18 protein-coding genes are annotated in these 20,960 nt (G+C 70.1%); 10 read left to right on the top strand and 8 right to left on the bottom strand.

Annotation, left to right across the window (positions count from 1 at the left end):
* Positions 1 to 55 precede the first annotated feature (55 nt).
* The 6 genes from ACQPZP_RS42650 to ACQPZP_RS42625 form a co-directional block, all read right to left on the bottom strand.
* The gene (locus ACQPZP_RS42650; RefSeq protein ID WP_433475293.1) at positions 56 to 1,597 is read right to left on the bottom strand and encodes a serine/threonine-protein kinase; all 1,542 of its coding nucleotides are present in this window, start codon (positions 1,595 to 1,597) and stop codon (positions 56 to 58) included.
* A 116-nt stretch (positions 1,598 to 1,713) separates the two neighbouring features.
* A complete protein-coding gene (locus tag ACQPZP_RS42645) occupies positions 1,714 to 2,406 on the bottom strand; it encodes a hypothetical protein (RefSeq protein ID WP_433475292.1) in 693 nt (230 codons plus the stop codon).
* Between the two features lie 8 nt (positions 2,407 to 2,414).
* On the bottom strand, positions 2,415 to 4,154 hold the full coding sequence (locus ACQPZP_RS42640; protein ID WP_433475291.1) for a protein kinase domain-containing protein: 1,740 nt from the start codon (positions 4,152 to 4,154) through the stop codon (positions 2,415 to 2,417).
* Positions 4,155 to 4,264: 110 nt separating this feature from the next.
* The gene (locus tag ACQPZP_RS42635; RefSeq protein WP_433475290.1) at positions 4,265 to 4,552 is read right to left on the bottom strand and encodes a chorismate mutase; all 288 of its coding nucleotides are present in this window, start codon (positions 4,550 to 4,552) and stop codon (positions 4,265 to 4,267) included.
* Between the two features lie 41 nt (positions 4,553 to 4,593).
* Positions 4,594 to 5,007, bottom strand: coding sequence for a MarR family winged helix-turn-helix transcriptional regulator (locus ACQPZP_RS42630; RefSeq protein ID WP_433475289.1), 414 nt, complete (start codon positions 5,005 to 5,007; stop codon positions 4,594 to 4,596).
* A gap of 45 nt (positions 5,008 to 5,052) precedes the next feature.
* On the bottom strand, positions 5,053 to 6,360 hold the full coding sequence (locus tag ACQPZP_RS42625) for a GH1 family beta-glucosidase (protein ID WP_433475288.1): 1,308 nt from the start codon (positions 6,358 to 6,360) through the stop codon (positions 5,053 to 5,055).
* A gap of 153 nt (positions 6,361 to 6,513) precedes the next feature.
* Here ACQPZP_RS42625 and ACQPZP_RS42620 point away from each other — a divergent pair, with 153 nt between their 5' ends.
* The 5 genes from ACQPZP_RS42620 to ACQPZP_RS42600 all read left to right on the top strand — a co-directional run bounded on the left by ACQPZP_RS42620 (position 6,514) and on the right by ACQPZP_RS42600 (position 11,384).
* Positions 6,514 to 7,137, top strand: coding sequence for a TetR family transcriptional regulator (locus ACQPZP_RS42620; protein WP_433475287.1), 624 nt, complete (start codon positions 6,514 to 6,516; stop codon positions 7,135 to 7,137).
* Positions 7,138 to 7,283: 146 nt separating this feature from the next.
* Positions 7,284 to 7,892 carry a hypothetical protein gene (locus ACQPZP_RS42615; RefSeq protein WP_433465195.1) on the top strand — a complete coding sequence of 203 codons (609 nt, stop codon included), beginning with the start codon at positions 7,284 to 7,286 and terminating at the stop codon, positions 7,890 to 7,892.
* A 148-nt stretch (positions 7,893 to 8,040) separates the two neighbouring features.
* Positions 8,041 to 9,147 carry a ferritin-like domain-containing protein gene (locus ACQPZP_RS42610; protein ID WP_433475286.1) on the top strand — a complete coding sequence of 369 codons (1,107 nt, stop codon included), beginning with the start codon at positions 8,041 to 8,043 and terminating at the stop codon, positions 9,145 to 9,147.
* Positions 9,148 to 9,410: 263 nt separating this feature from the next.
* Positions 9,411 to 10,292, top strand: a complete 882-nt coding sequence (locus ACQPZP_RS42605) for a hypothetical protein (RefSeq protein ID WP_433475285.1) — start codon at positions 9,411 to 9,413, stop codon at positions 10,290 to 10,292.
* A gap of 480 nt (positions 10,293 to 10,772) precedes the next feature.
* A complete protein-coding gene (locus ACQPZP_RS42600; protein ID WP_433475284.1) occupies positions 10,773 to 11,384 on the top strand; it encodes a septal ring lytic transglycosylase RlpA family protein in 612 nt (203 codons plus the stop codon).
* 55 nt (positions 11,385 to 11,439) lie between these two features.
* Here ACQPZP_RS42600 and ACQPZP_RS42595 read toward each other — a convergent pair whose 3' ends face one another.
* Positions 11,440 to 12,468 carry a hypothetical protein gene (locus tag ACQPZP_RS42595; protein ID WP_433475283.1) on the bottom strand — a complete coding sequence of 343 codons (1,029 nt, stop codon included), beginning with the start codon at positions 12,466 to 12,468 and terminating at the stop codon, positions 11,440 to 11,442.
* Between the two features lie 343 nt (positions 12,469 to 12,811).
* Here ACQPZP_RS42595 and ACQPZP_RS42590 point away from each other — a divergent pair, with 343 nt between their 5' ends.
* The gene (locus ACQPZP_RS42590) at positions 12,812 to 13,174 is read left to right on the top strand and encodes a YkvA family protein (RefSeq protein WP_433475282.1); all 363 of its coding nucleotides are present in this window, start codon (positions 12,812 to 12,814) and stop codon (positions 13,172 to 13,174) included.
* A gap of 45 nt (positions 13,175 to 13,219) precedes the next feature.
* Here ACQPZP_RS42590 and ACQPZP_RS42585 read toward each other — a convergent pair whose 3' ends face one another.
* The gene (locus tag ACQPZP_RS42585; RefSeq protein WP_433475281.1) at positions 13,220 to 13,966 is read right to left on the bottom strand and encodes an IclR family transcriptional regulator; all 747 of its coding nucleotides are present in this window, start codon (positions 13,964 to 13,966) and stop codon (positions 13,220 to 13,222) included.
* A gap of 1,588 nt (positions 13,967 to 15,554) precedes the next feature.
* On the opposite strand from ACQPZP_RS42585, the gene ACQPZP_RS42580 reads away from it, so the two are divergent.
* The 4 genes from ACQPZP_RS42580 (at position 15,555) to ACQPZP_RS42565 (ending at position 20,944) form a co-directional block, all read left to right on the top strand.
* Complete coding sequence (locus ACQPZP_RS42580) at positions 15,555 to 15,869, top strand: hypothetical protein (protein ID WP_433475280.1); 315 nt, start codon at positions 15,555 to 15,557, stop codon at positions 15,867 to 15,869.
* A 157-nt stretch (positions 15,870 to 16,026) separates the two neighbouring features.
* Positions 16,027 to 16,266: a zf-TFIIB domain-containing protein gene (locus ACQPZP_RS42575; RefSeq protein WP_433465187.1), complete on the top strand. Its 240-nt coding sequence runs from the start codon at positions 16,027 to 16,029 to the stop codon at positions 16,264 to 16,266.
* 258 nt (positions 16,267 to 16,524) lie between these two features.
* On the top strand, positions 16,525 to 18,321 hold the full coding sequence (locus ACQPZP_RS42570; protein ID WP_433475279.1) for a fatty acyl-AMP ligase: 1,797 nt from the start codon (positions 16,525 to 16,527) through the stop codon (positions 18,319 to 18,321).
* Between the two features lie 64 nt (positions 18,322 to 18,385).
* Positions 18,386 to 20,944, top strand: a complete 2,559-nt coding sequence (locus ACQPZP_RS42565) for an MMPL family transporter (RefSeq protein ID WP_433475278.1) — start codon at positions 18,386 to 18,388, stop codon at positions 20,942 to 20,944.
* Positions 20,945 to 20,960: the final 16 nt, after the last annotated feature.

The raw sequence follows: 20,960 nt of genomic DNA, 5'->3' as shown, positions 1-20,960 counted from the left end.
GCGCTTCCGGCGGCGTGCGGCATCTTGTTTTCCGTGCCCCGGTCAGTGCGCCCGCTCAGGCGTTGCCGCCCCAGCGCGGGCCGGCGAATCGGGCGACGGTCGCCTCGATCTCTTTGCGGGAACCCTTGAGCCGATGCACGGGCACGACCACGATCCAGCCGGTCTTCCGCTCCAGGTAGCAGAGCGGCGTGCGCGGTCCGCGAATCGCCGGCAGGGCTGTGCCGGGCAACGGGAACACGCAGATCGACCATCCGGCGTGGTCCGCACGGCGGACCACGACGCGGCCGATCTCATGCCATCGGTAGAAGATCCGGCGTCCGCTGTACTGAAGGTCGATTCCTTCCGCGCCGACCTGCAGCTCGCAGGGTTTCCGCAGCGCGTTGACGAGCGGGACGATCCAGGTCGCGGGAAGCCGGGTGAGCCAAACCGCGATCGCGAAGAGGCCCGCATGGACGAGCGCGGCCATGGGGCTGTCGCTCAAGTCCCCTGAGTTGGTCGCGCTGACCACCACGAGCAGGCCGAGGCCGAGCCCGAGCAGAAGGCGGAGGGAATGCCCGACGAGCGCGAGTGCCACGGGAGCGATGTTGCCTTTGAACAGCATGGGGGGCAGTTGGTGGGGGATGGGCGGCTCGGGCTGCCCGGCCGTGCCGGGATCCAGCGGTTCCGGGGAAACGGCCGTCCACCCAGAGGTTCCGGATCTGGGGCCGGTTCCGGAAATGGGGCCGGGCCGGGGAACGGTGCCGGTTCCGGGAACGGGATACCGGGTCAGCATGTCCTGAACGGGTTGCGGAAGCCAGGCGCTGTTCTGCCCGGCCGTGGCCAGAGTTTCCAGCAATTCCGCCGGTTTCGGACGCGCGGCGGGTTCCTTGGTGAGGCAGCTTGCGACGATGTCGTGCAGCGGGGCGGGCAGGCCGTCCAGCACGGGCTCCTTGTGGACCACACGGTAGGTCAGCGCGTCCGACGGCCCTTCGCCGAAAGGCCGGACCCCCATGACGAATGCGAGGACGGCGCCGAGGGCGAACACGTCGCAGGCCGGGGTGACGGAACCGTCCGAGATCAGCTCGGGCGCCATGAAACCGGGTGTTCCGGCGTGGGTGGTGACACCGGAGGCGTCGACGGCGCGGGCGATGCCGAAATCGATGACGCGCGGGCCGTCGGCGGCGACCAGGACGTTGGAGGGTTTGAGGTCGCGATGCACGACGCCGACCTGGTGAATGGCCTCCAGTGCCTCCGCCAGTCCGGCCCCCAGCACGAGGGCCGACTTCAACGGAAACGGTCCGTGCTCGGCGATCGCGGTGGCGAGCGACGGTCCGGGAACATAGGCCGTGACCAGCCACGGGATATCGGCGTCCGGATCCGCGTCCACGACGGGCGCGGTGTGGAAACCGCCGACCTGGCGTGCCGCCTCCACCTCGCGTTTGAAACGCCGCCGGAACTCGGCGTCGGCGGCGAATCCCGCGTGCACCAGTTTGACGGCCACCGGCCGGCCGCCGGGGGACGAGCCGAGGAACACCTGCCCCATTCCGCCCGCGCCCAGCCGGGCCGACAGCGCGTAGCGTCCGACCGTACGAGGATCCCCAGGTCGCAGTTCGTCCACCGCAGCGCCTCGTCTTCCGTTGTCCGGTTTCCATCCGCGCAGACCAGATGATCTTTAGATTCAATCGGACGGGTACGACACGCGGTAGGTCATAGGACGCAGAAACGCCGCCCTTTTCACGACGCGGGGCCGGTCAGCCGGGAATCGATTTCGCAGAGCAGTTCCAACGCCGCCTCGTCGTCCGTCCGGGCGAAGGCGGCGCCGACCGCCTCGGCCGCCGCGCCGCCGGTCAGCCAGTCGACGACCTGGTGGTACGGGCGGGACGAGACGTCCCAGAACGCGTTGCTCAGCCGCGGATGGCCGCGCTGCCAGGACAGGCCCTGCACGACGAACTCGTGCAGTTGCCTGATGGACGGCTCCGACGGCAGCCGCCCCCATTCGTCCAGGTAGCCAGGTATGTCGGCCTCCGCGGCGGCCAAGGCGCAGATGGCCGTGTCCACAGAGGGACGGGACGGGAAACTCTCCAGAGTCCGCGTCCAGAACGCGCCGAAGAAGGCGGCGATGGCGTCGCGCTGCCCCCAGGACGTCCATCCCGCCTGGCCGAACTTGGCGAAGACGATCTCCACGTCCGGCCAGACGAAGGCGTCCGCGGCGGCCAGCTCCAGGAGGCGCGGCGCGAAGTAGCGGAGGTCCTCCGGGCCGCCCCAGGTGTTCAGCACCTTGGCCGCGTACCGGGACAACTCGTCGGCGCTGCGCTCTCGCGGAGGGCGCCGAAGCAGCGCACACCCCTCGGCGGGGTCGACGCAGCACGGACATCCCTCCACCGAGGAGGGGCGCGGGACGTGCGTGAACGCCGCGTACAGGTCCATGGCGGCGCTTAACTCGCAGCGGTGCGGAACTCTGTGATGGTGAGCTTCTGCTTGGGCTCGCCGTCAGTGGAGCCGTTCTCCACGCCTCCCTTGGCAACGGTGTCCACGATGTCCATGCCAGACGTGACACGTCCGAAGACCGTGTAGGTGGAGTCCAGGACCTTCGTGTCCCCGTAGAGGATGAAGAACTGGCTGCCGTTCGTGTTCGGGCCCGCGTTGGCCATGGCCACGGTCCCCCGGGTGTAGCGCGCGGAGCTCAGGCTCTCGTCGGCGAACTGGTAGGCGGGGCCGCCCGTCCCGGTCCCGCTCGGATCGCCGCACTGGACGACCTTGAGCGTCGGGTCCGTCGTGAGCCGGTGGCAGGATGTGCGGTCGTAGAACTTCTGGCCCGCCAGGTAGGCCAGAGAGTTCACCGTGCACGGCGCCTTTCCGGCGTCGAGGGACACGTCGAGCACCCCGAGGTTGGTCTTGATGGTGGCCTGGGACGGGCTCGGCGTCGGCGGCGTGGCCGGTGGTGTCCCGACGTCCTTGACGGTCTCGCTGGTCGAGGGCACGTACCGGCAAGGACCGGACGCCGTCGACTGCGCGACCGGAGTGCCGCCCCCGTTGCGGCCCTTGTCGCCAGCGTTCTTCTCGCCGTTGTTCACGAGCAGGGCCGCGGTGACGAGCGCGCCGGCCAGCAGAAGGGCGCCCGCGGTGGCGCCGACGATCAGCAGGGGGCGGCCGTTCCGTCCGCGGTCCGGTGGACCGCCCGGGTACGGGAACCCCGGCGAAGGCGGCACGCCGGGTGGGAACGCGCCGGGCGCGGTGCCGTGCGGTACGACGGGAACCGTCCCGGCCTCGGGCGGTGCCCATGCCCCGGGCACCGGTGCGGGCAGTGCTGGTGCGGGCGGTGCTTGTGCGGCGGCGGACGTGCCCTCCGCGAGGAGGTTCGCGTTAGGGCCCAGGCCGAGCAGCCGCTGGAGTACCTGGAGCGCCGTCGGGCGCCCCGCCGGGTCCTTGGTCAGGCAGGACGCGACGAGCGCGCGGAGGTCCCCGGTGAGCGCGCCCAGCTCCGGCTCCCCGTACAGGACCCGCTGCATGATGGCCGGCACCGTGTCGTTGCCGAACGGCGGAACGCCGTTGGCGGCGAACGCCATCGTGCAGCCCCACGCGAACATGTCCAGCGGCGCGCCGCCGGGCGAGCCGGCGACCTGTTCCGGCGCCATGTAGGCGGGGGTGCCGACGGCTCCGGTCAGCGTCGCGGACGTCGCCTCCAGCGGCCGCGCGACCCCGAAGTCGATCACTTTCGGCCCGTCCGGGCCGAGCAGCACGTTGGCCGGTTTGAAGTCGCGGTGCACGACGTCCGCCTCGTGGATCGCGGCGAGCGCGGTGGCGGTGCCGATGGCGAGCCTGACCAGTTCCGCGGGGGAGGCGACGCCGTTCCCGGTGATCTGGTCACGCAGCGACGGCCCGTCGATGTACTCGCTGACGATGTACGGCGCGTCGCCGTCGGCCTCCGCCGCGAGGACGCGGGCGGTGCAGAACGGGGCGACGCGCCTGGCCGCGGACAGTTCGCGTTCGAAGAGGGTGCGGGCTCTGTCGTCCCGTCCGACGTCGGCGTGCAGGAGCTTCGCCGCGACCCGCTGCCCGGTGTCCGACTCGCCCAGGAAGACGATGCCCTGGGCGCCCTCGCCGATCCGGGCCGTCAGCCGGAACCCGCCGAGCTCGGGGGGATCGGTGGCGCGCAGCGGACGGGTCTCCGGCATTCAGAACCTCCACGAAGATGCGGAGAAAGCAGACTATCCACGCCCGCCGGGCGCCCCTCCGGGACGCGCCGGGCGCGCGACCCGGCCGATGCGGGGGGCGGAGCGGGGTTTCATGAACCGCCCGCGTGCTCCTTCAGTTCCAGGTCGATGAAGGCGCCGATCATCGCCCGCCACACCGTCTCGGCGACGCCCGGTGCGAGCCCGGTCGCCGCGGCCCGGCGGCGGGCGAGCGCGACGACCCGCTCCACCCGGTCGGGCGCGCGGACGTCCTGCTCGTCGGCCTTGAAGGCGGCGGCCGCCTTCACGAGCCCCTGCCGTTCGGCCAGCAATCGGACCAGCCGCTCGTCGATCTCGTCGATCCGTGCCCGTACGTCCGCGAGCGATTCCGGGGTTTCCATGCGCCCAAGCATGCCGGTCATCCGACGCGAGGGTGGGCCGGTCAAGGGGAGGCGCCCACGCGCAGCAGCAGGTTCAGGAGTGTGGCCCGTTCGCCTTCGGAGAGCGGAGAGAACAGCTCGGTCAGGACCTCGTCGGCGATCTGCTGCCCGGCTTCGAGGATCTTCTCGCCGGCGGGTGTCAGGCGGTGTTCCCGGCTGCGCCGGAGGCCGGGGCGCCGGTCGATGAGACCTTGGGCGGCCAGTCGTCCCGCGAGGGCCCCGAACGCCTGCTCGCTCTGGAACGTCTCCGCGGCGAGCGCCCGGGCGGACGCTCCGGGAGCGCGGCTGATCGCGCGCAACGCGTCCCACTGCGCGAGCGTCGTGCCGGCGCCGGCGAGCCTGCTGTCGAGCGCGCGGTGCTGCCGGTAACGGGCCTGTCTGACCGCTCGTGCGAGAACCTGCACTTCAACGGGCATGTCACAAGAATAGAAGCGGTCGCGCGTCGTGCTCGGGAGCGACGCCTACATCGGGTTCCTGGACGACGCGATGAGATCGCGGTACCAGCCGTAGGACTTCTTCGGCGTGCGCTTCTGCGTCCCGTAGTCGACGTGGACGAGGCCGAACCGCGGGTGGTAGCCCTCCGACCATTCGAAGTTGTCCAGGAGCGACCAGGTGAAGTAGCCGCGGATGTCGACGCCCTCGTCGATGGCCGTGCGCATGGCCTCGATGTGTGCGTCCAGGAACTCGATGCGGGAGGAATCGTCCACGACGCCGTCCGGGCCGGCCTCGTCGGCGAACGAGCATCCGTTCTCGGTGATGTAGAGCGGCGGCAGGTCGTAGCGGGAGTCGAGCGTCCGGAGCAGGGACAGCAGGGCGTCCGGGACGATCGGCCAGCCCATCCCGGTCGTGGGGTAGTCGGTGATGTCCACGATGTCGAAGGGGAGCGGCCCCTCCGCCGGAGTCGTCAGCCGTGTCGGGTTGTAGTAGTTCACGCCGAGGAAGTCGATGGGTGAGGCGATGACCGGCAGGTCCTCGGGACGGACGAACGGCGCGTCCCCCATGAGGTCCGGGTAGCGGCCGAGCAGGACGGGGTCGGTGAACAGCCGGTTCATGAACGCGTCGAAGGCGTCCGCGGCCGGCTGGTCGCCGGGGGACGCGGCCCAGGCCGGCGAGTAGTGGTTCGTCAGGCCGATCTGGCGGGCACCGCGGCTGCGCAGGGCGTTGACGGCGAGGCCGTGGCCGAGGAGCTGGTGGTGCGCGGTGGGAAGCGCGTCGAGCAGGAGCGCCTGGCCAGGGGCGTAGACGCCGAACGCGTAGCCGTAGGCCATGACGACCACGGGCTCGTTCAGGGTTATCCACATGTCCACGCGGTCCGCGAGCCGCTCGGCGGCCAGGTAGGAGAATTCGGCGAACCGGTAGGCGGTGTCGCGCTCCATCCAGCCGCCGGCGTCTTCGAGCGGTTGCGGGAGGTCCCAGTGGTAGAGGGTGGCGGCGGGGGCGATGCCGGCGTCGAGAAGCCCGTCCACCAGACGGTCGTAGAAGTCGAGGCCCTTCGCGTTGACCGGGCCGTTCCCGGACGGCTGTACGCGCGGCCACGCGATCGAGAACCGGTACGCGTCGACGCCGAGGCCGGCCATCAGCGCGACGTCCTCGGGCCAGCGGTGATAGTGATCACAGGCGACGTCGCCGGTGTGGCCGTCCCGGACGCGCCCGGGCGTGTGGGAGAAGACGTCCCAGGTGGACGGTCCCCGCCCGTCCTCCTTGACGGCGCCCTCGATCTGGTAGGCGGCGGTGGCGACGCCCCAGCGGAAGCCTTCCGGAAGCCTCATCGCGGTTCCCTCCCCGGCATGCCCTGCAGGAATGCGAATAGCCTTCGGATATTAGTGCCGGGGTGGTGCCCGCGGAAGACTCCCATGACTCCGGGGTGGTGAACGGCGTGCTGAGCATGCCCGGCACGGGCCTGTTCGGGGGACAATGGCGGGGTGACCGACATCCGTACCCCGCTCCGCCGCCGTCCCGCCCAGCGCCGCAGTGCCGAACGCGTGCAGCGGATGCTCGACGCCTGCGCGGACATTCTGGACGAGGACGGCTACGACGGCCTCACCACCACGCGCATCGCCCAGCGCGCGGAGGTGGCGATCGGTTCGGTGTACCAGTTCTTCCCCGACAAGCGCGCGGTCGCGCAGGCGCTCGCGCTGCGCAACCTGGAGGAGTTCGGCGAACGGATCTCGGCCCGGCTCGCCGAGGGCGGGTTCGGCGACTGGTCCGACACGGTCGGGGCGATCATCGAGATCTTCGTGGAGATGCACCGGACCGTCCCCGGCTTCAAGGTGCTGCGCTTCGGCGACGTCGCCGACGTCAACCTGCTCGACTCCGACGCCGACAACAACGCGGTGGTCGCCGACCGGCTCCGCACGATGATCGTGGACACGTTCGGCGTCCAGGACACCCCCGGCCTCGCCACCGCCCTGGCCATCTCGGTCGAGGCCGGCGACGCCGTACTGAAGATGGCGTTCCGCCGCAGCCCGGAGGGCGATCCCGAGATCGTCGCCGAGGCCGAGCGCCTGATCCACGGCTACCTGGCCGCGCACATCCAGGAGTCCTGAGGCGGAACGCGTCCCGCACCCGCGCGCCCTTTCCTGGCCGCGCGCCGGCCCGCCGGTGACCCGTTCCCGGCCGACGGCCTGCGGGAAACCGGCGGATGACGGGGGTTCGCTGTGGCAGACTCCCTCCGCAAACCGACACAGAACGGGTGAGTTCGCTGGACGAAGAGAGACTCCAGGCGCAGCACAGGCTGCTGATCCGGCAGCGGGTGCGCCTGATGGTGAACCAGTACGAGGTGCACGCCGAGGGGCCGGGCGGCCAGGAGGGCGAGCTGCTCGCCTTCGCGCAGCAGAAGCGGCTGGCGTTCAAGGAGCAGGTCACCCTGTACTCGGACGACTCCAAGACGCGTCCGATCCTCGGGTTCAAGGCGCGCAAGCGCATCGACCTGGCGTCGGCCTACGACATCACGGACGCGCACGGGCAGCCGATCGGCATGTTCCGCAAGGACTTCAAGAAGTCGCTGCTCGCCTCGACCTGGCATCTGGAGCAGCCGGGCCTCGGCGTGACGACGGGCAGCGAGCGCAACAAGTTCGTGGCGGTGCTGCGGAGGATCTGGCAGTTCATCCCGTACGTGGAGAACCTGCCGTTCGCCTGGCCGTACCACTTCGACTTCCACGCCGGCGACCAGGTGGTCTTCTCCGTCGAGAAGAAGTTCGGGTTCCGCGACCGCTACGTCGTCGAGATCAACGATCCGCGCCTCGACCGCCGCCTGGTCGTCGCCCAGGCCGTCGGCCTGGACGCCCTCCAGTCCCGCTGACCCGTCGACTGAGCGTTAGCTGAGGAGTACGGGTTCCGGCGTCTCCCTGGTCTGGGAGCGCTTTACATGTTACGAAGGTATGTAAAGCCGTGGGCGGAGCACATCCGCGTCGCGATCGCGCGGCGTCACCCCTGGACGGAGGATCCCCGTGAGTTCCTACGACCTCTACTCCACGCCGGTCCCGACCGAGACGTGGAACGTACCGATGGCGGGCGACACCCGCTTCACCTGGGAGTACGACGAGGGACGCGACCGGCTGCTGAGCCTGTACCAGAAGGGCAAGGACAAGCAGTGGGACGCGCAGAAGCGCATCGACTGGGACATTGACGTCGATCCGGTCAACGTCGCCGGCCTGCCGGACAACTTCAACCCGCTGTTCGGGTCCGACATCTGGGAGAAGATGTCGCAGAAGGAGCGGGACGAGTACGGCCGGCACCAGGGGTCGTGGCTGTTCAGCCAGTTCCTGCACGGCGAGCAGGGCGCGCTGAACGTGTCGGCGCGCATCGTCCAGTCCGTCCCGGACCTGGACTCGAAGTTCTACGCCGCCACCCAGACCATGGACGAGGCGCGGCACGTCGAGCTGTACACGAAGTTCGTGCACGAGAAGATCGGCATGTACTACCCGATCAACCAGGACCTGGCGAAGCTGCTCGCCGAGTCCCTGGAGGACAGCCGCTGGGACCTGCCGTACCTCGGCATGCAGGTCCTCATCGAGGGGCTCGCCCTCGCCGCGTTCGGGCTCTACCGCGACATGTCGACGAACCCGCTGGTCAAGCAGCTGCTCGCGTACGTCATGCAGGACGAGGCGCGGCACGTCGCGTTCGGGCGGCTCGCGCTCAAGGACTACTACGCCGAGCTCACCGACAAGGAGCGGGCCGAGCGCGAGGAGTTCGTCGTCGAGGGCTGCTACCTTATGCGCGACCGTTTCAAGGGACGCGAGATCTTCGAGCAGCTCGACATGCCGGTCGACAAGTGCATGGAATTCGTCGACAACTCCGACATGTACACCCTCTATCAGTCCCTACTGTTCAGCCGGATCGTTCCCTGCGTCCGGGACGTGGGTCTCTGGGGCGACAAGGTGCAGGCCGCCTACCAGGACATGGGCGTCCTCGACAACGCCAAGGCCGACCTTGAGGCGCTGATGAAGCAGGACGAGGACATCGCCGAGAAGGTCGACGAGGAGCGCTACGCGGCCGAGCTCGCCGCGCGCCAGAAGGAGGTCGACCAGGCCATCTCCCTCGGCTCGGCCGAGTAACCGCGGGCCAGGGTAGGCGGGGGCGTCCTTCGGGGCGCCCCCGCTTCATGCTTTGTCGGACCTTGTCGCAATTTCCCTTTCTGGATGGTCGCCGCCACCTTCACGTAGATCTTTATTGTCTTCGGTGATTGATTCTCGAATTGGCGGCGCGCGCGGCACCGGCGTGTACTAACGTCCCCGCTCGACGGTGCGCCGGATGAGCATGCCGCGCGGGCGCACAATCACACGCGCAGGGTCAATCCCAAAAACCCCGGGGGGAAAGAATGAATCGATCCGCCAAAAGCCTGCTGAGCCTCTCCGTCCTCGCTCCGGTCGTCGCGGCGCTCGCCGTGGCGGCCGCACCGGCGAACGCGGTGCCGGGCCCTTCCACCACGCTCCTCTACGACACCACCGCGGCCGCCGCCCCCGTCACCAGGACGCTCCCGGCCCGCGTCACCAACACGGCCGGCCGGACCATCGAGACGGGCACCGGCGTCGTCGACGGCGTCATCCGGAAGGTTCCGGCGTCCTCCGCCGGTCGCGGTCTTCCGGCGGCGTCCAAGCTCCGCGCCGAGCGCGCCGGGTGCAAGCTGAACCCGGACACGCGGCTGCCGACCGTCGGCAAGGCCCCGCTCGGCGGCCTTCCCAAGGGCGACTGCCTCGGCGTGACGCGGCGCCTCGACAGCGACCCGGGGACTGTGCTGCCCGTCCCGCCCGGCAAGGCGGGCGGGGCGCTGCTGGGGCACGCCGGCAAGGTCGGCAAGGTGGTGCGCGGCGGCAAGGTCGGCGAGCTCACCGGGGCGCGGCCGGGTCTCCCGGGCGCCCGCCGGGCGGAGATGCCGGTGAGCATGGCCCTCCCGGGCCCGACCGGCGGGCTGCCGAACGTCCCGTCCCCGCTCGGCGGTGGCCCCCTCGGGCTGCCGGTCGGCTCGCTCGTCCCGGCGACCGGACGGTACGCCGCTCCGGAGCCTTCCCGCGACCTGCTCGGCCAGGCCAACGTCACCGTGAACAAGGTCGGTGCCGGGCTCGGCAAGACCGGGGACGGGGTGGGCAGCGTCGTGGACGTGCTGAAGGCCAAGAACCGCCTCGCCAGGTCGGCGGACGGCCCGCTGTCCATGCCCGGCGCTCCCGGGCTCGGCCTCCCCACGCTGCCGGGGATCGGCTGACACCAGGTCTCTCGTCCCACGTCACGGGGCGTTCCGGCGGAAGCGTTCTTCCGCCGGAACGCCCCGTTCCGTTTGGTCGCGAGCATTTGTTATCTGCCCGAGATACGCGTTCTATGGCAGGTAAAGACGATCTTGAAAAGCGGTCACCCAGCGAAGTTGATCAGCTTCGCAGGGCAAAGGCTGAGGTGACAAACCCCACAAACCAGGGCCCTGCGGCTTGATTCACGCGGATCACAACGTACGGTCAAGGACTTGTGCGGCATCTGAGAGATCGAAAAGTGAAGATGCCTTTCCAGCCGCACCTGCCGGACGCCGGACCGCGACGACGCGGGCGCGCCTGAGAGCGGCGCGGAGGCGGGCTGAGAAGCCCGCGGGCGGCGGGGGATTCGGGGACGACCGACGTCGCCCGACCGCGCCGCGAGAACGGCGGTATGCCACGCCGGGCGTCCGGGGTCCTGTCCCCTAACAAAGGACTCCTCTGTGGGTAGCCCTGTCAGGCGTCTTCTTCGCGTACGCCTACGAACCATCCTGATCGTCTCCGGCGCCGCCGTCGCCGTCCTGGCAGTGGGCGCGTTCGCCCTGGCCGGCGCGGACGGACCCGCGGAATCGGCGCGCGCGGCGCAGTCCACGCCGCAAGCCCCCGACCCGCTGGCGGACCGGCCGGACGGCGACCCGCGGGCGAGCCGGGGCAAGCCCCGCTCACCGGAGCCGTCGCCTTCGAAGACCCCCGGAAAGAAGCCGAAGCCCGACGCGACCGCCGCGCAGGTGGCGAAGCCCGCGAAGAAGAAGCAGTACAAGGTCGTGAAGTCGGGTTCCTGCCAAGCCTCCTACTACTCGGAGGGGCAGATGACCGCCAGCGGTCAGCCGTTCGATCCCAGCGAGCTGACGGCGGCGCACAAGACGCTGCCGATGGGTTCGAAGGTCCGCGTGACCAACAAGAACAACGGCCGTTCCGTCATCGTCCGCATCAACGACCGCGGCCCGTACGCGGGCGGACGCTGCCTGGACCTGTCCAGGGCCGCCATGGAGAAGGTCGGCGGCACCGGTTCGGGCATCATCCCCGTCCGGTACGAGGTGCTGTCCCGCCGCTGATCCCCGCGGTGCCCTCACCCGCCCCGGCGGGCGCCGGAGCGTGCCCGCCGGGCGATCAGGACCGGTGGCCCACGCCGGCGCCCGTCCGCGGCGGGGCGGTGTCCTGCCCGCCCGGCGACCAGGACCCGTGCCGCGTGTCCACCGGCTGGGTGACGCCCGCCTCGGAGTGCGGGACGCCGGCCGGGTCGGCGGTTTCCCGTGGAACATCCACGGGTTGCGTGTCGCCGGCAGTGGCCTCCGCCCGCGTGTCCCCGGGTGCCTGATCGGCGAGGTGGTCGCGGAACCAGTCGGTGAGGACGCCGTCCACCCGGACCGCCTCGGTGATCGGCGGGCGGGGCTCGGTGCCCGGTTCGGCGGCCAGCGCGTGCCCCATGCGGAACGTGGCGGACTCCACCGAGCCGCCGTGCCTGCGCAGCTGGTCGCGGAGCGCCGTGATCTCCCGGGTGGGGACGACGCGGTCCTTGGCCCCGCCGATGAGCAGGGCAGGGACGTGCCGTCCGGCGATGTCCGCGGCGTGGGTGCCGAGGTCGAGCCGTTCGGCCAGCGCGAGGGCCTGGTCCGTCCAGGCGCGTTCGCGGCCGGACCGCTTCTCCACCGCGCGCGCGGCCCGCGACGGCGCGACGACGGGCGCCACGAGCGCGACCGTGCTCACCGGCACGGCGCCCTGCGCCACGGCCAGCAGCGCGGCGGCTCCGCCGGCGCTGAAGCCGGCCAGCCCGACCGGCCCGTCCGGGATCGCGAGGTCGCGGCGGATCTCCGCGAGCGCGTCCGGCAGCCGCCGGGCGGCGTTCTCCACCGCCGCGCAGTACGCCTCGATGTTCTCGGTCTCCAGGATCGCGCCCGAGCCGAGACCGCCGGGCGAGCGTCCGGGCAGGTCGAGGTAGACGCGCCACACCGGCACGCCCGTCATCGGGATCGCCGCCGCGAGCGCGGTCGCGGTGCGGGGCGGGTCGAACCCGGGCCAGGCCACGATCAGCCGGGTCGGGCCGGACGCGGACGCGTCGACCGCGGTCGGCGGCAGCGCGACGTACGCGTCGCCGGCCGCGGTGCCATGGACGGGGCGGTTCGTATGCTCGCCGCTCATATCGATACGTCAGCTCCTGCGATGCTCGACGGGCCATGCCGGTCGGTGCCGGGGGAGGCGGCGCTCCTCCCGAACGTCCCATGCTTCCAGCGAACACGGGGCAACACGCCGTGAATCGCCGCACGTTGCCCGGGAGAGTGATGAAGAACTCACTTGTGGTAACCCAGATCGCACGTTAAGGGAAGGGAGCCTCGGCGATCATTCCGGCGCCGGTCCGGGCGCCGCGGCTGTGACACGGGCCTCATGCTCGGTTCGAGGGAACAAATCCGACACCCGTCACGTCCTAGACATACGTGGGCGCCGCGGGGGCGCGCCCTCACGAACATCTGGATGAGGAGTACTGGTGGACAGGAAGCGCAGTGCGGCCGCCGCCGGGCAGGCCTGGCAGATCTACCGCGAGACGCTGGAGCCCGAAGCCCCCGGGCTCTGGGAGCGTATTCGCGCCGTTCCCCGGATGCTCAAGTCGGTCCTGCGCGGGCAGTACAAGGGCATGTCCTTCGGGACGCTGGGACTGCTCGCCCTCGGCCTCGTCTACATCATCTCCCCGATCGACGCCATCCCCGACGTGATCCCCATCGCGGGCCTCGCCGACGACACCGGACTCGCCCTCTGGCTTGCCGCCGTCCTCGTCAAGGCATCGGGCGACTTCGTCACCTGGGAGCGCAGCGGACGCCCCACCGTCATCGTCGGCGAACCGGTCGACTAGACCTCCCGCCAAGGGCGAGACCACATCCTGGTGGTCTCGCCCTTTTCATGTCGTCGGGCCCAGTTCCTTGGCGAAGCGCTCCGCCGCGTCCCGCATGATGGGGACGACGTTGGGAACGGCCTCGTGCGTCATGCGTCCGGACGGACCCGAGACGGAGATCGCCGTCAGCGTCGGCGCGCCTTGCAGCGCCACCGCGACGCAGCGGACACCGATCTCCTGCTCCTCGTCGTCCAGCGCGTAACCCCGTTGGCGAATCTTCCCGAGTTCTCTCAGCAACGCCTCTGGGTCGGTGATGGTTTTGGGTGTGTGCGCGTCCATGCCCGTCCGGGCGAGGATCTCCCTGACGCGGTGGTCGGGCAGTTGCGACAGGAGCGCCTTGCCCACGCCCGTGCAGTGGGGCTGGACGCGCCGTCCCACCTCGGTGAACATGCGCATCGAGTGCTTGGACGGCGCCTGTGCGACGTACACGGCTTCGTCGCCTTCGAGGACGGCCATGTTGGCCGTCTCGCCGACCTCGTCCACCAGCCGGGCCAGCACCGGGCGCGCCCATGTGCCCAGCAGGCGGCTCGCGCCCTCGCCGAGTCTGATGAGCCGCGGCCCCAAGGCGTAGCGCTTGGACGGCTCCTGGCGCACGTAGCCCTGGTTCACCAGCGTCCGCATGAGCCGGTAGATCGTCGGCATCGGCAGCCCGGAGACCTCCGTCAGCTCCGACAGCGCCATCTCGCCCCCCGCGTCCGCCAGATGCTCCAGCAGATCGAACGCACGCTCCAGCGACCGAACGGCCTCCGCCACCCCGTGTCTCCTCTCCCCTGCAACCCACCCGATTCTACGGAGAATTGATTTCGCTATGCGAAAGACAGCGAGTTGCCAGAGTGATGCACGTTACTCGCGTGGATGACCTGGCAATAACTGTCTGTGCCCGGCGACACGTCGCCGCCCCCTGGCAGCCGTAAGGAAACGCTAGGGGGATCGAGTGCGAGAGGGGCGCCGAAGAAGACGCTGGGGCGCGACCGCGGCGAGTGGTGCGCTGGCCGCGCCGCTGATGTTGACGAGCCCAGCCGCCCAAGCCGTACCGGACGGACACCCGTCGGCGGTCCGCTTACTCATGGACACGGCGACCCACGGTGCCACGACCCTCGGACAGGACTACGCACTCACGTACACGGTCCGTCTGCGGGCCCAAGGCGGCGTCGCGCATCAGGTCGCGTTGCGCCTCACTGCCGAGCGTCCACTCTCTTGGACGAATCACTCACCGGAGTGCTCGGAAACCGAAACCCGCCGCGAACTGCGCTGCGCCCTAGGCGATGTCAGTGCGAACCCCCGTGCGCGGACGGGCACTGTACGCATCCCTGCGTCGATGGTGTCGGGACCGTCCGCGAGACCCCTGGCCATCGTCGCCGTGGCGGACGCCTCCAACGCCTCTGGCCGGTCGACCCGAGCGGTGTTCGACTTCTCCGGAACCGCCCCGGACCCCCGCAAAGACCACCCTGCCGCTACACCCCACCCCTCCGGGGCCGAACCCGGCAAGCACCCCAGCGTCCAAGGCCGCCCCGCCCCCCGGCCGTCCGGTCCGAAGCCGAGCCCGGCGGTCCGGCCATCCGGAGAGAAGCCGACCGCAGGTCCCCAGCCGGGCGGGACCGGCAAGCCCAGGTCGTCCGGGGTTAGGCCGAGCCCGAGTGGTTGTCATGGGCCATGCTCCAGCGGAAAGCCGGAAGTGAGCACTCAGCCCAGCGTGAGCGGCAAACCCACCGGCTGCGCAGGAACCAATGGCGGGTGTCCTACGGTCCAGCCGTCCGGGCAGAAGCCGACCGCGGGCTCTCAACCGGGTGGGGGCGGCAAGCCCAGGTCGTCTGGGGTTCGGCCGAGCCCCGGGGGTTGTCATGGGCCTTGCCCGAGCGGAAAGCCGGGAGGGGCCACTCATCCTGGCGGGGGCGGCAAACCCGCCGACTGCGGAGGAAACAGAGGCGGGCCGTGTCCTGCCGTCCAGCCGTCCGGGGGGAAGCCGACCGCGGGTTCCCAGTCGGGCGTGGGTGGCAAGCCCAGATCGTCCGGGGTTCGGCCGAGCCCCGGGGGTTGTTCTGGGCCTTGCCCTAGCGGAACGTCCGGAGGGGGGACTCATCCTGGCGGGGGTGGCAAGGCCACGTATTGCGCGGGGAGTGAGGCGGGTGCGGGGCCGTGTCCGGCGCCTTCGTCGTCCGGCGGTGCGGGTTCCCAGCCAGGTGGTGGTGGCGCGTCTTCGCACTGTGCGCCCGGGTGGTCGTGTTCGGCGGTTCCGTGGTCCGACGGTGGGACCCCGCGAGGGGACGGCCCGGCGCCCTGCGATGGTGCGGGCTGCCCCGATGAGGCCGCTCCGGGCGATGGGGTGCCCAGCGTCCCCGAAATGCCGGACGCGCCGGAGCCGTCGATGCCGGAGCCGTCGATGCCCGCGCCGTCGGCACCGGGGCCGGACGCGGTGGTGCTGCCGCCGTTGAACGCTCCGTCGCGGACGCAGGCAGCCGGCGGGGAGAGCCAGATGACCCTCATGTCCCCGGCCGGGATGGAAGAAGGGGACGAGACGGACTGGGCGGTCGTCGTCGGCGTGGCGCTCGTGGCCGAGATCGGGCTGCTGTGGGCCGCCGCGTGCATCGCGCTGTGGCGGCGCCGGATCGCGCTCGGCCGCGCCAGGTCCGGCACGCCCGAGGATTGGACGGGGTGACGTCGGCGCGGGGGCCGGGACGACGCGAACGGTGGTGTGCCGGTTCCGGACGACCGAATCGGCGGATGAGTGTCCCGGTACCACCCCAAATGGGGTCCGGTGTCAGTAAGCTGACCGCCTGGCGGTAAACACTGTCGTGACGGACAGGGGATCCGGTATGTCAGACGCGACGCTGCAGTGCCCGAAGTGCGAGTCGAAGCTCGACACCCATGAACGCCGCGGGGTCGTGATCGAGGAATGTCCGGGATGCAAGGGCGTGTTTCTCGATCGCGGCGAGCTGGAACAGCTGATCGACGCCGAGAGCCGTTACCTCGCGGAGCTTCCGGACGAGGTGAACCCCGAGACGACCTATCAGGGACGGCATCGCCGGGGCATCGTGCAACAGATCTTCTCCTAGCCCTGGGCACGGTCGGTGACCGGCCGGATCCCCAGGTGTAAAGGGGAAATACCTCTTGTCACGGCGGTGACAAACAGCCCTTTGGCGAATGTGACCGCGAGCTAATATCGCGCACTGACTACCATCCGGTAGCTTGACGATCATCGCTGGTCACCAGGGGCGTCCGGACACGGTCGTCCGGCAGGCGCGGCGCACCTCGGCCGGCGGCGTCACCCCCTCACGGCGCCGCACCCGGCCCGGCTCCTCGGGAGATGATCAATGGCTTTGGGCTCGCTGCTTCCCGAACTCCTGCCCGGCGGCTCCGGCCGGACTCCGCTGATCGAGCGGATCGCGAGGTGGGCGAGGGAGAAGCCGGACGCCCCGGCCTTCACCTTCGTCGACTACTCGGCGGACCCGTCCGGCGCGCACCGCACGCTGAACTGGGCCGAGGCGGACCGGCGCGCCCGGGCCACCGCCGTGACGCTCCGGCAGGTCACCGGGCCCGGGGAGCGGGCCGCGCTGCTGCTGCCGCAGACGCTCGAATACATGATGACCATGCTCGGCGCCCTGTACTCGCACGTCATCGCGGTGCCGCTGTTCTCGCCGGACCTGCCCGGGCACGCCGACCGGCTGATCGGCGCCTACGCCGACGCCGAACCCGCGGTGATCGTCACGACGCGGAACGCGCTGCCGCACGTGGAGAAGTTCCTCGCCGACCACGACGTCCCGCGGCCGAAGGAGATCGTGTTCGCCGAGGAGATCGACCTCTCCCTGGCTGACCGGTGGGAGGACGAGCCGGTCGCCTTCGACGACGTCGCCTACCTGCAGTACACGTCGGGGTCGACGCGCCGCCCGGCCGGAGTGGAGATCACCCACGGGAACGTGACGGCGAACGCCGCGCAGTTGTGGGCCGGGTGGGCGCCCGAGAAGCCGGATCCCGAACTGGTGAGCTGGCTGCCGCTTTTCCATGACATGGGCCTGATCGCGACGATGGCGCTGCCGCTGGTGCGCGGCGACCACGCGATCTACACCGATCCCGTCTCGTTCATCATGAACCCGATGCGATGGCTTCAGCTGATCGCGGAGCGCCCGGGCAAGAACGTGTACACCGCGGGGCCGAACTTCGCCTACGAGTACGTCGCGTCCATGGCCTCGCCGGAGAAGGTCGCCGGCCTGGACCTGTCCGGGCTGACGACGTGCCTGAACGGGGCCGAGCCGATCCGGACGGCGACGCTGTCCACCTTCGCGGACGCGCTCGCCCCGGCCGGGCTGCGGCCGGGCGCGCAGGCCCCGGGGTACGGGCTGGCCGAGGCGACGGTGTTCGTCACCGCGGCGGCGGAGGACGTCCCGCCGAAGGTCATCTCCGTGGACCGCGACGCGCTCACCCAGGGCGACCTGCGGCTCCGCGACGAGGACGGCGAGGGGACCAGCGCCCTGGTGTCGTGCGGGCGCCCGTCCGGGCAGATCGTCGCGATCGTCGACCCCGAGACGTGCACCGAGCAGCCGGACGGGAGGGTCGGCGAGATCTGGGTGCACGGCCCCAACACGGCACTCGGCTACTGGCGCAACTCCGAGCGCAGCCAGGACACGTTCGGAGGCGAACTGTCCGAGCCCGGGGAGTTGCCGTCCGGACCTTGGATGAAGACCGGTGACTACGGTGTCGTCCACGACGGCGAGTTGTACGTCACGGGCCGCATCAAGGATCTCGTCATCGTGGACGGCCGCAACCACTATCCGCAGGACATCGAGGTCACCGCCCAGGAGGCGCATCCGGCGATCCGTCCCGAATACGTGGCCGCCTTCGCGCTCACGGGGGAGGAGACCGAGCGCCTGGTCGTGGTCGCCGAACGCAACCGTCGTGTCCCTCTCGGACGTCTGGACGTGGACGAGGTGGAGTCGGCCGTGCGTGGAGCCGTCAACGTCGAGCACGAGATGAGCGTCCACGACTTCGTCTTGATCGAACCGGGTGGCGTCTCCAGGACGTCCAGCGGAAAGATCGCACGCGCGGCGACCCGGCAGCGCTATCTGGACGGGGACCTGGCAACGACCGCGGCCCGCCTGGCGTCTCGTAAGTGACCACAGAAGAGCGGTCACCGGGAGCGAGGGAGCTCCCAGGAGGCCGTGGCGAAACAGGAGGATCATGCTTTCGGGGCTGGGCCGTCTCATCCACCGGCGACGCTGGACCAGCCTTGTCCTGATCCTGGTCATGACCGTGGTCGCGGGCGCCTGGGGACTGGGCGTGTTCTCCAAGTTCAAGGAGGGCGGCTTCGAGGACCCGGACGCGTCGTCGACGCTCGTCGCCAAGCTGGGCGCGACCTACTTCGGCAGCACCAACCCCGACGTTCTCGTTCTCTACACGAGCGACACCCTGACGGTGGACGACCCGCGCTACGAGTCCGCTGTCGTCACGACCATCGCGCGCCTGCCCAAGGCCCAGGCCGAGGAGATCATCTCGTACTGGTCGTTCGACGGTAAGGCCGCGCACTCGTTCGCGTCCCACGACCGGCGCTCCACGTTCGTCGCGATAAAACTGCGCGGCGAGGACGGTGCGGCCCAGATAGAGAACTACCACGCCATCAAGGACCGCCTGGCGGCGCCAGGGCTGCGCGTCCAGTACGGCGGCAACATTCCGCTGGGTGAGGAGTTCGGCCAGCAGGTCGTCACCGACATCGTCCGTGCGGAGACCATCACCGCGCTGCCCCTGCTCATCTTGCTCGTCATCCTGTTCGGTGCCTTGACGGCGTCGTTCCTGCCGATGGCCGTGGCCGCGTTCTCGATGGTCGGCGGACTGGCCGTCCTCCATGTGGTGACGTATGCCGCCGATGTGACGTCGTTCGCCCTAGAGGTCGTCACCATGATGGGTGTCGGTCTCGCGATCGACTACTCGCTCTTCATCATCAGCCGTTTCCGGGAAGAGCTACAGCGCGGCATGGCCGCGCAAGGACTGCCCCAGGGCAAACCATGGAAAGAGGAAGCCGACAAGGCGGCGCGCAAGGCCGCGAAGACGGCGCACAGGACGGCGCTCAAGCCCGTCCGTGAGGCGGCTCTGGCCGCGACCATGGCGACCGCGGGCCGCACCATCATGGTCAGCGGCATCACCGTGTCGGCTGCTCTCGCCGGGCTTCTTCTGTTCCCGCAGATGTTCCTCAGGACGATCGGGCTCGCCGGCATAGCCACCGTCATGGTCGCCGTGTTCGGGGCCACGGTCTTGTTGCCGACTCTCCTGGCGCTCCTAGGGCCGCGCGTCGAATTCGGACGGATGCCGTGGCGGCGTCCCACATCCAAGCGCGCGCAGCGAGACCCGGACAGCGGCTTCTGGTACAGGCTCGGCCACAGCGTGATGAAGCATCCGCTGCCGTACTTCGCCGTCGTGCTCGTCATCCTGGCCGTGATGTTCGGGCCGTTCCTGAACGTCCAGTTCGGCAGCGTGGACGCCCGCGTCCTGCCCAAGGACAGCCCGACGCGCGCCGTGGTGGAGACGGTCAAGAAGGACTTCCCCAACGGGTCCGCCGAACCCATCGACGTCGTCGTGTCCGGGGACCTCATCCCGCGCGACTGGACGCCCTCGGGAAAGGGCGATCCCATCCCGCCCTACCTGGAACAGTTCAGGAAGCGCCTGGCAGCCCTCCCAGGTGTCACCGAAGCCCAGTACACGGGCTATTCGGGTTCCTACGGGGGCGTGCGCATCTCCGTCACGCACAAGTACGAGCCGATGGACCAGCACGCCCAGGACCTCGTCACGAAGATCCGCGGGATGAGCCTGTCCAAGGACGGCTACCCGATGCACATCGACGTCGGCGGCAGCACGGCCGCGCAGATGGACCTGATGTCGAGCCTGATGAAGTCCCTGCCCAAGATGGCGCTCGTCGTCGGGATCGCCACGTTCGTCCTGCTGTTCATGTTCTTCGGGTCGATCGTCCTGCCGTTGAAGGCGATCGTCATGAACGTCCTGTCGATCGGCGCCTCGTTCGGTGCGATCGTGTGGGGCTTCCAGTACGGGCACCTCGCCGGGCTGCTGGACTTCACCCCGACCGGCGGCGTCGAGGCCACGAGCATGATCCTCATCCTGGCGGTCGTGTTCGGCCTGTCCATGGACTACGAGGTCTTCCTGCTCAGCCGCATCCGGGAGGAGTGGGACCTCACCCACGACAACCGTGTCGCCGTCGCGTCCGGCATGCAGCACACGGGCGGCATCATCACCAGCGCCGCGCTGCTGTTCCTCCTGGTCATCGCCGCTTTCAGCATGGCGGGGATCACGGTCGTGAAGCTGATCGGCGTCGGCATGTTCGTAGCGGTCGTCGTGGACGCCGCGCTCGTCCGCTCCCTCCTCGTCCCGGCCACGATGCGCTTCATGGGCGCGGCCAACTGGTGGCTCCCGCCCTTCCTCGCGGGCCTGCACACCCGCATGGACCTCCGCGAACGCGCCGTCCTGGCGCCGTCGGGCGGCGCCGTGGCCCCACCTCGCCTTCCGGACGAGCAACCCTTCCCCTACGCCCTCAACTGGGAAGAGGCAGGCACCACGAGGTCGCAGGCCAGGCCCGCCTCCAAGGCGAACGCGGTCGAGCAAGCGCCGTGGGCGCCGTGGGCGGACGGTCCGCCGCAACCGAGGCCGCCGCTCGCCTCCCACACGAGGCGAGTGATCGTCCCCAACCCGGACGGTTCAGGTTGGCACTGGGGCGAGGAGGACGGCCCCGCCTGACGCGGTCATGGCCTCC

This window comes from Spirillospora sp. CA-142024 (assembly GCF_050942325.1).
Classification (GTDB): Bacteria; Actinomycetota; Actinomycetes; order Streptosporangiales; family Streptosporangiaceae; genus Spirillospora.
This window is presented reverse-complemented; position numbering and strand designations above follow the sequence as displayed.